Origin of the sequence: Bordetella sputigena, assembly GCF_965137885.1 — a bacterium.
Lineage (GTDB): Bacteria > Pseudomonadota > Gammaproteobacteria > Burkholderiales > Burkholderiaceae_B > Bordetella_C > Bordetella_C sputigena.
Genome location: NZ_CBCSCA010000005.1, coordinates 61,257 through 76,230, shown reverse-complemented (window position 1 = coordinate 76,230; position 14,974 = coordinate 61,257). Strand labels below are relative to the sequence as shown.

The 14,974-nt window shown below is 66.6% G+C and carries 15 protein-coding genes; 12 read left to right on the top strand and 3 right to left on the bottom strand.

Translation table 11 applies throughout. The features are described from left to right. Positions 1–46: 46 nt before the first annotated feature. From cheY to flhF, 5 genes are all read left to right on the top strand, one after another. The gene (cheY, locus tag ACNA0R_RS11500) at positions 47–436 is read left to right on the top strand and encodes a chemotaxis response regulator CheY (RefSeq protein ID WP_415826139.1); all 390 of its coding nucleotides are present in this window, start codon (positions 47–49) and stop codon (positions 434–436) included. An 8-nt stretch (positions 437–444) separates the two neighbouring features. Further along, the gene (cheZ, locus tag ACNA0R_RS11495) at positions 445–1,074 is read left to right on the top strand and encodes a protein phosphatase CheZ (protein ID WP_415826138.1); all 630 of its coding nucleotides are present in this window, start codon (positions 445–447) and stop codon (positions 1,072–1,074) included. 354 nt (positions 1,075–1,428) lie between these two features. Continuing rightward, a complete protein-coding gene (flhB, locus tag ACNA0R_RS11490; RefSeq protein WP_415826137.1) occupies positions 1,429–2,592 on the top strand; it encodes a flagellar biosynthesis protein FlhB in 1,164 nt (387 codons plus the stop codon). A gap of 3 nt (positions 2,593–2,595) precedes the next feature. Beyond that, positions 2,596–4,710, top strand: coding sequence for a flagellar biosynthesis protein FlhA (gene flhA, locus ACNA0R_RS11485; RefSeq protein ID WP_415826136.1), 2,115 nt, complete (start codon positions 2,596–2,598; stop codon positions 4,708–4,710). Then, complete coding sequence (gene flhF, locus ACNA0R_RS11480) at positions 4,707–7,466, top strand: flagellar biosynthesis protein FlhF (RefSeq protein ID WP_415826135.1); 2,760 nt, start codon at positions 4,707–4,709, stop codon at positions 7,464–7,466. Before flhA ends, flhF begins: the two co-directional genes overlap by 4 nt. Before the next feature lie 77 nt (positions 7,467–7,543). Here flhF and ACNA0R_RS11475 read toward each other — a convergent pair whose 3' ends face one another. The 3 genes from ACNA0R_RS11475 to flgA form a co-directional block, all read right to left on the bottom strand. Then, positions 7,544–8,011, bottom strand: coding sequence for a flagella synthesis protein FlgN (locus ACNA0R_RS11475; protein WP_415826398.1), 468 nt, complete (start codon positions 8,009–8,011; stop codon positions 7,544–7,546). Between the two features lie 5 nt (positions 8,012–8,016). Next, positions 8,017–8,310 (bottom strand): flagellar biosynthesis anti-sigma factor FlgM, encoded by a 294-nt coding sequence (flgM, locus tag ACNA0R_RS11470; RefSeq protein WP_415826134.1) that lies wholly within the window; start codon positions 8,308–8,310, stop codon positions 8,017–8,019. Positions 8,311–8,513: 203 nt separating this feature from the next. Continuing rightward, positions 8,514–9,227 (bottom strand): flagellar basal body P-ring formation chaperone FlgA, encoded by a 714-nt coding sequence (flgA, locus tag ACNA0R_RS11465; RefSeq protein WP_415826133.1) that lies wholly within the window; start codon positions 9,225–9,227, stop codon positions 8,514–8,516. Positions 9,228–9,582: 355 nt separating this feature from the next. Here flgA and flgB point away from each other — a divergent pair, with 355 nt between their 5' ends. The 7 genes from flgB to ACNA0R_RS11430 all read left to right on the top strand — a co-directional run bounded on the left by flgB (position 9,583) and on the right by ACNA0R_RS11430 (position 14,891). Continuing rightward, on the top strand, positions 9,583–9,990 hold the full coding sequence (gene flgB / locus ACNA0R_RS11460) for a flagellar basal body rod protein FlgB (RefSeq protein WP_415826132.1): 408 nt from the start codon (positions 9,583–9,585) through the stop codon (positions 9,988–9,990). A 19-nt stretch (positions 9,991–10,009) separates the two neighbouring features. Next, the gene (gene flgC / locus ACNA0R_RS11455) at positions 10,010–10,426 is read left to right on the top strand and encodes a flagellar basal body rod protein FlgC (RefSeq protein ID WP_415826131.1); all 417 of its coding nucleotides are present in this window, start codon (positions 10,010–10,012) and stop codon (positions 10,424–10,426) included. 32 nt (positions 10,427–10,458) lie between these two features. Further along, positions 10,459–11,157, top strand: coding sequence for a flagellar hook capping FlgD N-terminal domain-containing protein (locus ACNA0R_RS11450; protein ID WP_415826130.1), 699 nt, complete (start codon positions 10,459–10,461; stop codon positions 11,155–11,157). A gap of 75 nt (positions 11,158–11,232) precedes the next feature. Then, positions 11,233–12,495: a flagellar hook protein FlgE gene (gene flgE / locus ACNA0R_RS11445; protein ID WP_415826129.1), complete on the top strand. Its 1,263-nt coding sequence runs from the start codon at positions 11,233–11,235 to the stop codon at positions 12,493–12,495. A gap of 38 nt (positions 12,496–12,533) precedes the next feature. Next, positions 12,534–13,292 carry a flagellar basal body rod protein FlgF gene (locus tag ACNA0R_RS11440; RefSeq protein WP_415826128.1) on the top strand — a complete coding sequence of 253 codons (759 nt, stop codon included), beginning with the start codon at positions 12,534–12,536 and terminating at the stop codon, positions 13,290–13,292. Positions 13,293–13,356: 64 nt separating this feature from the next. Then, the gene (gene flgG / locus ACNA0R_RS11435) at positions 13,357–14,142 is read left to right on the top strand and encodes a flagellar basal-body rod protein FlgG (RefSeq protein WP_094847113.1); all 786 of its coding nucleotides are present in this window, start codon (positions 13,357–13,359) and stop codon (positions 14,140–14,142) included. A 38-nt stretch (positions 14,143–14,180) separates the two neighbouring features. Beyond that, positions 14,181–14,891 carry a flagellar basal body L-ring protein FlgH gene (locus ACNA0R_RS11430; protein ID WP_415826397.1) on the top strand — a complete coding sequence of 237 codons (711 nt, stop codon included), beginning with the start codon at positions 14,181–14,183 and terminating at the stop codon, positions 14,889–14,891. Positions 14,892–14,974: the final 83 nt, after the last annotated feature.

The following is a 14,974-nucleotide window of genomic DNA, read 5'->3' as shown; positions in this document are numbered from 1 at the left end:
GCGGTCAGCGTCCAGGCGTGCAATTGAATTTTTTGGAGTCCACGAAATGGTTGACAAGAATTTGAAGATTTTGGTGGTTGACGATTTCCCGACCATGCGTCGCATCGTCCGCAACCTGCTCAAGGAATTGGGGTTCGAAAACGTCGATGAAGCGGAAGACGGCCAGATGGCGCTGGACAAGCTGCGTACCGGCGGTTTCCAGTTCGTCGTGTCCGACTGGAACATGCCCAACCTGGACGGCCTGTCCATGCTGCAGCAGATCCGCGCCGACGCCACGCTGTCCAAGCTGCCGGTGCTGATGGTGACGGCCGAGGCCAAGAAGGAAAACATCGTCGCGGCCGCGCAGGCCGGCGCGAACGGCTACGTGGTCAAGCCCTTCACCGCTGCCACGCTGGAAGAGAAGCTGACCAAGATTTTCGAGAAACTCGGCGGCTGAGGGATGCCATGGAGACGACGCAAAGCCCGAACAGCGATCCCAGCGAACTGATCCATCGCATCGCGTCCCTGACCCGCATGCTGCGCGACAGCATGCGCGAGCTGGGGCTGGACCAGGCGATCAAGGATGCCGCGGAAGCCATCCCCGATGCGCGCGACCGCCTGCGCTATGTGGCGCAGATGACGGAGCAGGCGGCGCACCGCGTGCTCAACGCCATCGATCAGACGCAGCCTATCCAGGACGACATGGCCAAGGGCGCCCAGGCGCTGGACGCGCGCTGGAACGAATGGTTCGACAAGCCGCTGGAGCTTGCGGACGCGCGCGAGCTGGTCAAGGATACCCGCGCCTTCCTGCAGGACGTGCCCAAGCAGACCCAGGCGACCTCGTCCAAGCTGCTGGAAATCATGATGGCGCAGGATTTCCAGGATCTGACGGGCCAGGTCATCATGAAAATGATGGACGTGGTGGGCGCGATCGAGAAGGAACTGCTGCAGGTGCTGATCGACAGCGTGCCGACCGAGCGCCGCGACGAAGCCAATTCGCTGCTGAACGGCCCGCAGGTGAACCCCACCGGCAAGGCCGACGTGGTCACCAGCCAGGACCAGGTCGACGACCTCCTCGCCAGCCTGGGGTTCTAGGCTCCCCCGAAGCGCTGCGCGCTTCCCCCAGGGGCGACGCCAACGGACCGGCGGAGGGCTTGCCGCCCGCCCGGATCCGTGGCGTCCCCGGCCTGGGGGCACCTGTTCTTTGCGGACGGGACATTTATGCCCGAAGCGCTGCGCGCTTCCCGGGGCTACTTATTCCATAGGTGCTGACGGGGTATTAAGCCCGGATGGTATCCCTATGGGGAAAAAGCACCGCTTTAGCCGGCTTGATCGCGGATTCGCTTTTCCGCGCTTTTCCTAAAATTTCGTTGCCACAGCCTGTTTTATCCGCAAGGAGGCTCTCGAGAGAGCGCCTACAGGCTTGGCCGACCCGGATTAGCGCGCAGTATGGCCGAAGATAGCGACCTCGAAAAAACCGAAGCCGCCTCACCCCGGCGCCTGGAAAAGGCGCGCGAGGAAGGGCAGGTACCCCGATCCCGGGAGCTGAGCACCTTTCTGGTGCTGGCCACCGGCGTGGCGATCCTGTGGGGCGGCGGCGCGTATATCTACGGCGCGCTCAACGGCATCATGCGCCACGCGCTGGGCTTCGATCCCAACCTGGGCCGCGACACCAACGTCATGATCGCCAGCGCCGTGTCGAACGGCTGGCAGGCCTTGCTGATGCTGCTGCCCATCCTGGTGCTGCTGGCCATCGCCGGCATCGCCGCCGGCCTGGCGCTGGGCGGCCTGGTCTGGTCCGGCAAGCCGCTGGAGTTCAATGTCGGCAAGCTCAATCCGCTGTCCGGCCTGGGTCGCATGTTTTCCTGGCAAACCTTCGTCGAGCTGACCAAGGCCGTCTTCAAGGCCCTGCTGGTGGGCGGTGTGGGCGCCGCCGCCATCTGGAGCTATCACGACGACCTGATCGGCCTGATGCACGCCGCGCCCGCGGCCGCCCTGGCCCGCATGCTGAACATCGTCGGCATGTGCTGCGCCCTGGTAGTCGGCGCGCTGCTGCTGATCGCCCTGATGGACGTACCCTGGCAGATCTTCAGCCATGCCAAGAAACTGCGCATGAGCAAGGAAGACCTGAAGCAGGAATTCAAGGAAAGCGAAGGCGACCCGATGATCAAGGCGCGCATGCGCCAGCTGCAGCGCCAGGCGGCACGCCGCCGCATGATGGCGGAAGTGCCCAAGGCCGATGTGGTCGTCACCAACCCGACGCATTACGCCGTCGCCCTGCGCTACACCGACGGCGACATGGCCGCGCCGCGCGTTGTGGCCAAGGGGATGGGCGAGATCGCCGCGCGCATCCGCGAGCTGGCGCAGGAAAACCGCGTACCGATGCTGGAGGCGCCGCCCCTGGCGCGCGCGCTGTATCGCCACGTCGAACTGGGGCAGGAGATTCCCGCCACGCTGTACACCGCCGTGGCCGAGGTGCTGGCATGGGTGTTCCAGCTGCGCTCCTGGCGCCCGGGCTGGGCGCCGCCGGTGGCGCCCACGAATCTGCCGGTGCCTGAGGGTATGGATCCCCAGGCAGGGCCCGCGGCCGTTACGGCCGCCGAAGGAGCTTAAGGAATGGCCGCGTTGATCGCCATGTTCAAGAACAACGGTGGGGCGCAGGCACGGCTGCTTGCCGGCCCGCTGCTGATCGTGATGGTCCTGGGGATGATGATCCTGCCGCTGCCGGCATTCATCCTGGACCTGCTGTTCACGTTCAATATCTCGTTGTCCATCATGATCCTGCTGGTCGCGATGTTCACGCGCAAGCCGCTGGACTTCGCGGCCTTTCCGTCCGTGCTGCTGTTCGCCACGCTGCTGCGGCTGTCGCTGAACGTGGCGTCCACGCGCGTCGTGCTGCTGAACGGCCATACCGGCCCCGACGCGGCCGGCAAGGTGATCGAGGCTTTCGGCCATTTCCTGGTGGGCGGCAATTTCGCCATCGGCATCATCCTGTTCGCGATCCTGACGATCATCAACTTCATCGTCATAACCAAGGGCGCCGGCCGGATCGCCGAAGTCGGGGCGCGTTTCACGCTGGACGCGATGCCCGGCAAGCAGATGGCCATCGATGCGGACTTGAACGCTGGCCTGATCCGCGAGGATGAGGCACGCAAGCGCCGCAGCGAAGTCGCGCAGGAGGCCGACTTCTACGGCTCCATGGACGGCGCCAGCAAGTTCGTGCGCGGCGACGCGGTCGCGGGCCTGCTGATCATGGCCATCAACGTCATCGGCGGCCTGATCGTGGGCGTGGCGCAGCACAGCTTGTCCCTGGGCGACGCGGCACGGGTGTACACGCTGTTGACCATCGGCGACGGCCTGGTGGCGCAGATCCCGGCGCTTATCATTTCCACGGCGGCTGGCGCGGTGGTCTCGCGCGTGTCCAGCGAGCAGGACATCGGCCAGCAGATCATCGGCCAGCTGTTTTCCAATCCCGCCGTGCTGTTCCTGACGGCCGGCATCATAGGCGTGATGGGCCTGATCCCCAATATGCCGCACGTGGCTTTCCTGGCGCTGGCCGCCGTGTTCGCCACGGGCGGCTATATGCTGCAGAAAAAGCAGGCGCGCGAAGCGGCCGAGAAAACGCGCGGGCCTTCGCCGGCGCAGGAACAGGCCAAGATCGCCGCGGCGGAGGCCAGCTGGGAAGACGTCTCCATGGTGGATCAGCTGGGGCTGGAAGTCGGCTATCGCCTGATTCCCCTGGTCGATCATTCGCAGAACGGCGAGCTGCTGCATCGCGTGCGCAGCCTGCGCAAGAAATTCGCGCAGGACGTGGGCTTCCTGCCGCCGGTGGTGCATATCCGCGACAACCTGGAACTGAAACCCAACGATTACGTCATCCTATTGTCCGGGGTGGAGGTCGGCCGCGGCGTGGCCATGCCGGGGCAGTGGCTGGCCATCGACCCGGGCGGCGTGACGATCAAACTGAAGGGCACGCCCACCACCGATCCGGCCTTCGGCCTGCCGGCGGTGTGGATCGACGCCTCGCTGCGCGACCAGGCCCAGGTGGCCGGCTATACGGTGGTGGACGCCAGCACCGTGGTGGCGACGCACTTGAACCATTTGATGCATCGTCATGGTTCCCAGCTGCTGGGCCGCCAGGAAGTGCAGCAACTGCTGGATCGCATCGCCCGCGAAGCGCCGAAGCTGGTCGAGGATCTGGTGCCCAAGACGATTTCGCTTACCGTGCTGCAGAAGGTGCTGCAGGGCCTGCTGAGCGAGGAAGTGCCGATCCGCGATATGCGTTCCATCGTGGACACCATGTCGGAACATGCGCCGCGCCTGTCGGCGCTGAACGCCACCACGGGCGGCCAGCCGGATGTCGGCGAGCTGATTGCGCTGGTGCGTCGTTCGCTGGGCCGCGCGATTACGCAGCAGTGGTTCCCGGGCGATGGCGAGGTCCGCGTCATCGGGCTGGATGTGCGCCTGGAGCGCGTGCTGTCGCAGGCTATCGGCACCAGCGGGGTGCTGGAGCCGGGCCTGGCCGATACGCTGCTGCGCGAGGCGCGCGCCGCGGTGAGCCGCCAGGAGGCCCTGGGCAATGCGCCCGTCCTGGTCGTATCGCCGGTCCTGCGGCCGGCGCTTTCCCGCTTCCTGCGCCACCACGTACCGCAACTGGGCGTGCTGGCCAATACCGAAATTCCGGATGAACGTATCGTGCGCGTGACCGCGCTGATCGGGGGTAATACGTGAAGATCACCCGCTTCTTTGGGGCGACGCACCGCGAGGTAATGCGCGAGGTGCGCATGGCCCTGGGGCCGGATGCGCTAATCATTTCCAGCCGCAGCATGGATGGCGGCGTGGAGGTCATGGCCACGGATCCATCGGCGATCGACGACGACGGCCGCATCGTTTTCCACGAGCCGGAAGCCCAGGCCGCCGTTGCCGAACCGGCCGTGGCGCGCACGGCGCCGCCGCCGGCGCGGGCTGCCGAAGAGCCGGCGTATGCGCCGCGCTTCTCCGGCAATGGATACGCCGAACGAGGCTGGGTGGACCGCAATGCCGCCGACGTCCGGATGGCGGACGTGGCGGAGCCTGTGGAGCCGGCGTACGCCAGGGCATACGTGCAGGAGGCCCCGGCCGCCGAACCGCGCCTGCCGCGGACCTGGCCGGAGGCGCCTGTCGCGGCGCCGCGCATGCCCGCGGCCGCCGAGCCGGCCGTCGCCATGCCGCGTCGGCCCGCGTCGCCCGAGCCCGCCGCGCCCGCGCCGCGCGCGCCGGCGCCGCCCGTCGCGCCGCCGCCTCCGGCCGGCACGGCGGACAATACTTTCGCGCTGGTCGACGAGGACAGCACGCAGTATCAGCCGCTGGGCGCCGGCGCGCCCGACGTGACGCAGATGACCGAGGCGCTCAACGCCCTGCGCGGCGCGCTGGAAACCCGCATCGACGGCCTGATGTGGGGCAAGGGCCTGAGCCGCGAACCCGTGCCGACCACGCTGTTCCGCACCTTGATGGAGGCCGGTTTCAGCGCCGGCCTGGTCCGCGCCATGCTGTCGCGCCTGCCGCCTCGCATGACCTTCGCGGCCGCCATGAACTGGGCGCGCAACGAATTGATCAAACACCTGCCCGTCATCGGCGACGAAGACGAGTTGCTGGGCAATGGCGGCGTCTTCGCGCTGGTCGGCCCGACCGGCGTCGGCAAGACCACCACCCTGGCCAAGCTGGCCGCGCGCTGCGTGGCGCGCGTCGGCCGCGACCAGGTGGCCATGCTTACCACCGACAATTTCCGTATCGGCGCGCACGAGCAGTTGCAGATCTACGGCCGCCTGATGGGCGTGCCCACGCGGTCCGTCCGCGACGTCGGGCAATTGCGCGAAACCCTGGCCGAACTGGGCGCGCGCAAGATCATCCTGATCGATACCACCGGCATCAGCCAGCGCGACCGGCATGTCGCCGAGCAGGCCGCCATGCTGTGCGGCGCCGGCCGGCCGGTGCAGCGCCTGGTGGTGCTCAACGCGGCCAGCCAGGGCGACACGCTGGACGAGGTCGCGCATGCCTACCGCAACGGCGCCGACGAAGACGTGCGCGGCTGCATCATCACCAAGATCGACGAAGCCTCGCGCTATGCCGCGGCGCTCGATACGGCGATACGGCACCGCCTGCCCATCCATTACGTATCGCGCGGCCAGCGCGTGCCGGAACACATGGAAGTGCCGACCGCCGCCGAACTGGTCGACGGCGCCTTCGCCTGCCTGCGCCGGCCGGCGCTGTATGCGCCCAGCGAAGCCGATTTGGCGGCGCTATGGTCGGCCTCGCGCGAAGAGGCCGGCGGTCTGCTGGGCATGGATCCGGTGCGCCGGCGCCAGCTGCTGGCATCCGCGATGCTGCGTCCGCAAGGCGCCAGCGCGGAGACCGAACAGGATATGGACGCGGCACTGGCCTGGATCAATACCGATCCGGCCTGCGTGCAGGCGCGCGAACTATGGCGCGGCCTGAGCGGCGGCCAGACGCTGCCCACGCCGTCGCTGGTGCGCATGCCGCTGGACATGGTGCGCGCCGAATTCTCCGCCACTTGCTCCAGGCACCTGCTGGTGCTGCATGGGCAGATCGCCATGAGCGGCCAGGGCATGCCTGGCGGTACGCTGGCGTCCTCGCTGCTGATGAGCGACCGCGGCGCCGCGCTGGCGGCCCCGGTGCAGCAGCTGATGCTTGAACACGGCACGGTGTCCAGCATCGACACGGGCGCCGCCCCGGCCGCCAATGTGGCCGACGCCCTGGTGGCGCGCGCCGACTGGTTGCAGGCGGCCTTGCGGCCGTTGCCGGTGGTGCACCTGATCGCGGCCGGCACGGCCGCCTTGTGGCAATCCCTGTCCGCCCAGGGCATGGACTGGATGTCGCGCTGCACCGGTGCCTTCCGCGTGGTGCAGGACGAAACGCCGACCACCCTGCAGGCCATCGGCAAGACCCTGGGCTATGTCCCGGTGGGCGATGCCGGTGACATGGTCGGCCTGGCGCACGTCGCTGGCGACAAACTGGTGCCGCTGCGTTTGTGGGCGGCCGGCACCGAAGTCACGCAGGCGGCGCGCGGCGCCGACACGGCGCCGCTGCGCGCCGTGTGCGCCAAGCTGATCGATCCCTCCGGCCGCGTCGTGCAGCAGGTCTACGGCCTGACCAATGTGGGCGTGGCGCAAGCCGACGCCGCCACGATCGCACGCTGGCTGGTCCTGCACGACCACGCCAAGGGCGCCTTCCGCTACATGGCCCATTCCTGGCAGCCGCTGACCGGCGCCAGCATGGGCGACGACTCGACGCTGCGCCAGGTGCTGATGGCCGGACAGATGGGCGCCGCCTGCTGGCAACTGGCCCATGCGCCTTCGGCATCGGTGATGCGCAAACTGCTGCAAGGCCTGATGGGTCCGGAACGCAAGCTCCCCGCACGCCTGGTCCCGCCGGCGCTCCTGCGCTTCCTGGCCATGGTCGAAATGGCGGGCGAGGGCGGCAGCGCCTGAACGGCCCTCATCACGCAAGCAGTAAAACAAAAAGGCCGGCGTATGCCGGCCTTTGCAATTTCATCGATCGCGGCCGGTCAGGTCGCGACGATGGTCTTGCCCGTGTTGCCCTGGCGCGAGCGGCCGTTGGGGTCGTACAGGCTGGAGCGTTTGGTCAGGGACTGCAGGGCGTCCAGGGCTTCCTCGGTATAGCGCAGGTGCATGTCGATCAGCGCGCCATTGCGGTCATTGATGCCGGCAGCGGCCGTGCAGCGGTCGAGCAGCTGGCGCCACGTGTCGGCGATTTCGGGGTGCCGCGCGGCGGCTTCCGTGGTGCCTTCGTGGCCCGGGCCGAAGCCCAGTTCAGCCAGCAGCGCATCGCGCCGCTCGCTCAGTTCATGCAGGCGCGCGGCGATACCGTTCTTGGACACGGTGATCTCATTCAGCGCATTGAAGGACTGGCGCTCCGTCAGGGCAACAGTCTCGGAACCCAGCAGCTCGGCGAATTCCGCGACGACCGCGTCTTCTTCGCGCAGGCATTCAAGCAGCTTTTCCGTGGCATTCATTTGGGTCACTTCAGCAGTTCCTTGGCGCTGGCAATCAAGCCGTCGGCGATTTTGGTGGGATCGATCTTGAGCTGGCCGGCCGCGATGGCGTCGCGGATGGCCTGGACCTTGGCGGTGTCGATGTCGTCCGCGCCGCTCTGCAGGTCGACCAGCTTGCGCGACATCGGGCTCAGGTCTACCTGGGCGCTGCTCGACCCGCCGCCGGCGACGCCGCCGTAGGCCTGGGCGATCGCGGTACGCGTGCCGGCCGTCTCTGCGGTGCTTGTCGATGGCCGGGTAGTCGAGGAATTGATCTTCACGTCAAAATCCCGCGGAACGGGCTCCTGGCTGTGCAGGCGGAAGCGCCTGCCTATGTCCCTGTAACGGCAGATGCCGGTGGAACTTTAGGGCCGCCTGGACGGCGGCCGGGACCAGTTTACCGGCTCGGGCGGTCTCCGCCAAAATTGTCGATCGCCGGTCATCCTGCGCGTATCTGTTCAGCATTTCGTCAGCATCCCGGTTGTTACAGCGGCACTTCGACATTGCCTTGCGGCTGCAGGATGCCGCTGACGATCTGGCCGGAGGAGGTCTTGACCTCCACCGTCGATCCCGGGGTGGCGTTCTGCATGACCTGGCCCTCGCTGCTGACCACGAAACCCGCCCCGCGCGCCGTGATGCGCACCGTCTGGCCGCGCTGCACGGAGCCCGCGCTGCGCAGGTTAGTGGCGCGGACGGGCTGTCCCATGCCGATGCGGTAGCCCACCGTCATGCCGATCACGCTCTGCGGATCGGTGATGGCTCCCGGGGGCAGATTGATCAGGTCGCCGTCGCGCGGCGCCAGGTCTTCCAGGCGCAGGGTCTCGCCGGCGTTGATCGGTCGCGCGGCCACGTAATACTGGCCGGGCAGGCTCACGGTGGCCTGCACATAGACGTTCCAGGGCCTGGGCGACGAGCAGCGCACGCCGACGCTCATGCGCGCGCGCGGCCGCATCGGTCCGGACATGGATGCCGTCAGGGCGTCGCAGGCAGGCAGCCGTTCGGTATGCACCTCGTCCATCTGGATGTTCGGCTGCGCCGGCAGGGTCGCCAACTGCTGCATCAGATAGTTCTGCGCCACCTGCTGGACTACCGCCGGATCCTGCGGGCGATCGGCCGCCTGCGCCTGGGCGCGGGCGGCGCCGGGCAGGGCGCCCAGGGCGGCAAGCACCAGGGCAGGCATCGTAATACGTCGGATCATGGGCAATTCCGCGGCGCGCCGCAGCGGCAGGCGCCTGTTGGTACTGGAAGAGGCTGCCGTGCAGCGCATGCGGGCCGGCAAGACGGCCGCCACGTGCGCAAACTCGGCGTGGAATGAATTGTAGAAGTCCGGGCGCGCGAGCAATACCCGAATTGGCGGACGAATAGTCGGTTATTTGGATGATTGTGGCGCGCCCACCCCACCTATGATTCCTTCCGTGCCGAAAGGCTTGCCCGGCTGCGCCGTTCCGCGAGGAGTGCGCGCTTTCCGCCTTGGGACTCGCCCGTACGCACCGGCCCGGCATCCGCCCGGCTGGATGGCCGCATGGCCCCGTACGACCAGGGACGCGACCCGGATGATAGACCGCCTCAGCCAGGATCTAGGATTTTTCCAGCAATCGCTGGGTCTGCGCGCGCAGCGCCAGGAAGTCCTGTCGGCGAACATCGCCAATGCCGACACGCCCAACTTCAAGGCGCGCGACTTCGATTTCCGCTCGGCCCTGGAAAGCGCGATGGGCGCGAACATGAATCTGCCGGCGGTCAATCTGTCGCTGACCTCGCCGCGCCACATTCCGGCGCAAGGGCCGAGCCAGCCGACCGTGGACCTGCTGTACCGCAATCCCTACCAGGCCAGCCTGGACGGCAACACCGTCGACATGGACGGCGAGCGCGTGCGCTTCGCCGACAACACGCTGCACTACCAGAGCACCACCACCGTCCTGACCTCCAAGATCAAGGACATGCTGTTGGCCATCTCCGAATAACGCAAACACGGGATAGACCATGGGTTTGTTGAGCATTTTCGATATCGCGGGTTCGGCGCTGACGGCGCAGTCGCAACGCATGAACGTGGCCGCCAGCAATCTGGCCAACGCCGATAGCGCCGTCGGTCCCGACGGCCAGCCGTACCGGGCGCGCCAGGTGGTATTCCAGGTCAACCCGTCGCAGGGCCAGATGACCGGCGCCGAGATCGGCGGCGTGCGCGTGGCCGGCATCGTGCAGAGCGATGCGCCGATGAAGCGCCTGTTCGATCCCTCGAACCCGCTGGCCGACAACCAGGGCTACGTCACCATGCCCAACGTCGATCCCGTGGCCGAGACGGTAAACATGATTTCGGCCTCGCGCTCCTACCAGGCGAACGTCGAAGTGCTGAATACCGCCAAGGCGCTCATGCAGAAAACCCTGCAGATCGGCCAGTAATACCGCGGCATCCCCGGACACCGGAGTCTTGCATGACCACCACCAGCAACGTCAACAACAGCAGCAGCACGGGCAACAACACCGGCTCGGGATCCCTGGGTAGCGCCTCCAGCGCCCAGTCCCTGCAGGATCAGTTCCTGACGCTGCTGGTCGCCCAGTTGAACAACCAGGATCCGCTCAATCCGATGGACAACTACCAGTTGACCTCGCAATTGGCGCAGATCTCCACTGTCCAGGGCGTGCAGGACCTGAAGACGGTTCTGCAGACCATCAGCAGCCAGGTCGACCTGGGCCAATCGATGGACGCGGTGTCCATGATAGGCAAGCAGGTGCTCTTCCCGGGCGATTCGCTGAAGATCGATACCGACTCGACCGGCACCCGCGTGCTGACGCCGATCGGCATCGACGTGCAGAACGATGCGCACGACGTCTCCATCAAGATCCTGGACAGTACCGGCCGCGTGGTCCGTTCCATGGACCTGGGCGGGCAGGACGCCGGCGTCATCATGCCGCAGTGGGATGGCAAGGACGACACCGGCAACGCGGTGCCGGACGGCAAGTACACGTTTACCGTCAAGGCAACCGATGCGAGCGGCAATGCCGTCACCGCCGAGGCGCTGACCTACGGCCAGGTCGGCGGAGTTTCCTACGGCACGCAGGGCGTGCGGCTGGACGTGGGGCTGGCCGGGCAGGTCAGCCTGCTGGATGTACGCAAGGTTTTGGGTACCTGATATAGACAGAGGCGGTTCGGCCGCCCTTTGCCGGTCTTCCGGCTTCCATCAATTTTCTGAAAAAAGCGAGAGAACATGGGCTTCGGACAAGGACTTAGCGGCCTGGATGCCGCGTCGCAGAACCTGGACGTGATCGGCAACAACATCGCCAACGCCAACACGGTGGGCTTCAAGTCCGCCACGGCGACGTTCGCCGATATCTACGCCACGTCGCGCGTGGGCCTGGGCGTGAAGGTCGCTTCGATCGACCAGCGCTTTACCGTGGGCAACGTGACGTCCACCGGCGGCCAGTACGATCTGGCCATCGACGGCGCCAATGGATTCTTCCGCATGGTCGATGCCAGCGGTTCGGTTTCCTATACCCGCAACGGCCAGTTCGGCATCGACAAGAACAACAACATCATCAACGCGGCGGGCCAGCAGCTGACCGGCTACGGTCCCGGCGGCGTCGGCACCGCGCCGGTTCCGCTTTCGCTGCCCACGGCCAATATCGCGCCGGCCGCGACGACCAAGTCCGGCTTCACCGCCAACCTGAACGCCAACGCCGCCGTGATTCCCGCGACGACGGACTTCGACCCGGCCAATACGGCGACCTATACGGATTCGCAGCCGATGACGGTGTACGACTCGCTGGGCAACTCGCACCAGTTGACGACGTATTTCGTCAAGCGCCCCGGTGTCGCCGGCCCCCCGGCCACCAGCGTCTACGATGTGTATTACACGCTGGACGGCGCCGCAATGGCTCCCACCACGCCGCCGGATCCCACCACCACGCCGGCCACGCCGTGGGGCGGCGCCACGCAGCTGACCTTCGACACCTCGGGACGCCTGCTGAATAACCCGCCGACGGTAAACCTGTCGTATGCCACGCCCGGCGGCACCGGGTCACCCGCGGCACCGCTGGCCATTGCGATGGACTACACGGGCACCTCGCAGTTCGGCGGCGACTTCTCCGCCGGCTTTACCCCGGACGGCAATACCACCGGCGAGTTCAGCAGCATCAGCTTCGGCAAGGACGGCAGCATCATCGCCAACTACACCAACGGCAAGACGCAGACCGTCGGCACCGTGGCGCTGGCCAGCTTCAACAACGTCAACGGCCTGCAGCCGATCGGCGACAACGCCTGGAGCGAGACGTCCGAGTCCGGCCAGGCCGTGCTGGGCCAGCCGGGCACCAATGGCCTGGCCAACCTGCAAGGGCAGGCGGTCGAGGCCTCCAACGTCAACCTCAGCACCGAACTGGTCAACATGATCGTGGCGCAGCGCACTTACCAGGCCAACACGAACACGATCAAGACGCAGGACCAGGTGCTGCAGTCGCTGCTGGCCATTCAGTAAGCGCGACGGTAAACGGAACCGAGGCAGGATAGGCAGGCATGGATCGAGTCATTTACACCGCCATGAACGGTGCTGTTCGCATCAACGAGGAACAGGCCGTTCTCACCAACAACATGGCGAACGTGAATACGCCCGGCTTCCGGGCGCAGATGGCCATGTACCGCTCGGTGCCGGTCAACGACGGCACCAGCCTGCCTACCCGCGTTTCCACCGTCGCCGCGACGCCCCGCAACGATTTCACCCCGGGCGTGATGGATGCGACCGGGCGCGACCTGGACATCGCCGTGACCGGCGACGGCTGGATCGCGGTGCAAACCCCGCAGGGCGAGGCCTATACGAGGGCCGGCGACCTGCAGGTCGGCGTCAACGGCCTGCTGCAGACCGCGCAGGGCATGCCGGTGCTGTCCAACCAGAACGGCCCCATCGACGTGCCGCCCAATGCGACGCTGACCATCGCGTCGGACGGCACGATCACCGCCATCGGCGCCGGGGATCCGCCCAACACGATCCTGAATCTGGGGACCATCAAGCTGGTCAGCCCGCCGCTGGCGTCGCTGGTGCACGGCGATGACGGCGTGTTCCGCCGCGTCGCGGCCAACGGCCAGCCGGCGCCGCCCATGCCCGCCGATCCGGCCCTGCGCGTCATGCCCGGCGTACTGGAAGGCAGCAACGCCAATGCCGCGTCGTCGATGGTCGGCATGATCGAGAATTCGCGCCGTTTCGAGATGCAGATGCAGGTTATCCGCGACGCGCAGACCAACGAGGACAAGGCCAACACCTTGCTCTCCGTCGGTTGAGTATTTCAGCAAGCATTCATCGTGACGCGGCCCGTGCGCCGCGCACCCAGGAGCCTTAAAGACCATGCTACGTTCGCTCTGGATCGCCAAGACCGGCCTGGAAGGCCAGCAGACTTCGCTGGACGTGATTTCCAACAACCTGGCCAACGTCAATACCAACGGCTTCAAGCGCGGCCGCGCCGTGTTCCAGGACCTGATGTACCAGACGCTGCGCCAGCCGGGCGCGCAGGTTGGCGACGCCAACCAGCTGCCGTCCGGGCTGCAGCTCGGTACCGGTACGCGGGTGGCCGCCACGGAACGCCTGCATACCGAAGGCAACCTGACCAACACCAGCGACCCCATGGATATCGCCATCCAGGGCCAGGGTTTCCTGAACGTGCAACTGCCGGACGGCACCGATGCCTATACGCGCGACGGTTCGCTGCAGGTGGACCAGAACGGCCAGTTGACCACCGCCGGCGGCCTGGTGATCCAGCCGCCCATCAACGTGCCCAACAACGCGTTGTCGCTGACCATAGGCAAGGACGGCACCGTATCGGTGACCCAGCCCGCCGCGCCGGGCACCAATGTGCAGATCGGCCAATTGCAGCTGGCCAATTTCATCAATCCCAACGGCCTGCAGTCGGTTGGCGATAACCTCTACCTGGAAACGGACGCTTCCGGCGCGCCCAATATCGGCCAGCCCACGGTCGACGGCCTGGGCAGCATCCTGCAGCAGTACGTCGAAACGTCCAATGTGAATGTCGCGGAAGAGCTGGTGAATATGATCACCACCCAACGCGCCTATGAAATGAACAGCAAGGCGGTGGAAACATCCGACCAGATGCTTGCCCGCCTGACCCAGCTTTGATGAAACAACCCATGCGCGCCGTGCTTTTCCTTCGTTCCATGTCGCCCCTGGCGGGCGGCAAGCCGGCTGGCTGGCGCGGCGTGGCGGCGGCTTTCCTGTTGACCGCCGGTCTGGCGGGCTGTTCGCTGGTGCCGCCCGAGCCGGTCGTGCTCGGCCCCACCACGGCCATGCCGCCGATGCCGGCGGCGCCCACGCCGGTGCCGGACGGCTCCATCTATCAGCCGACCGTCTACGGCAACTACCCGCTGTTCGAAGACCGCCGTCCGCGCAACGTCGGCGACGTCGTGACCGTGGTGCTGGAAGAACGGACCGCAGCGGCCAAGAATGTGGCGACCAACACCACGCGCACGTCGAGCACCGACAATTCCATCGCCGCTTCGCCCGGCTTCATGGGCAGCTGGTTCAATGCCAAGCTCGATACCAATACGTCGGGCAGCAACGTCAACAAGGGCGCCGGCGACAGCAGCGCCAACAATACCTTTACGGGCGTGCTGACGACCACGGTGGTCGGCGTGCTGCCCAACGGCAATTTGCAGGTGGCGGGCGAGAAGCAGATCGCCATCAACCGCGGCAGCGAGTACATCCGGTTTTCCGGTGTGGTGGATCCGCGTTCGGTGACCGGCGTGAATACGGTGTCCTCGACCCAGGTGGCCGATGCGCGCATCGAGTACCGCAGCAAGGGTGTCATGGACGAGGTCCAGACGATGGGCTGGCTGCAGCGCTTTTTCCTGATCGCGAACCCCTTCTGATGAAAGTGAAACCCACTCCCGAAGCGTTGCGCGCTTCCCCCTCAAGGGGGCGACACCGGCGGACCGGCGGAGCCGGATCCGCG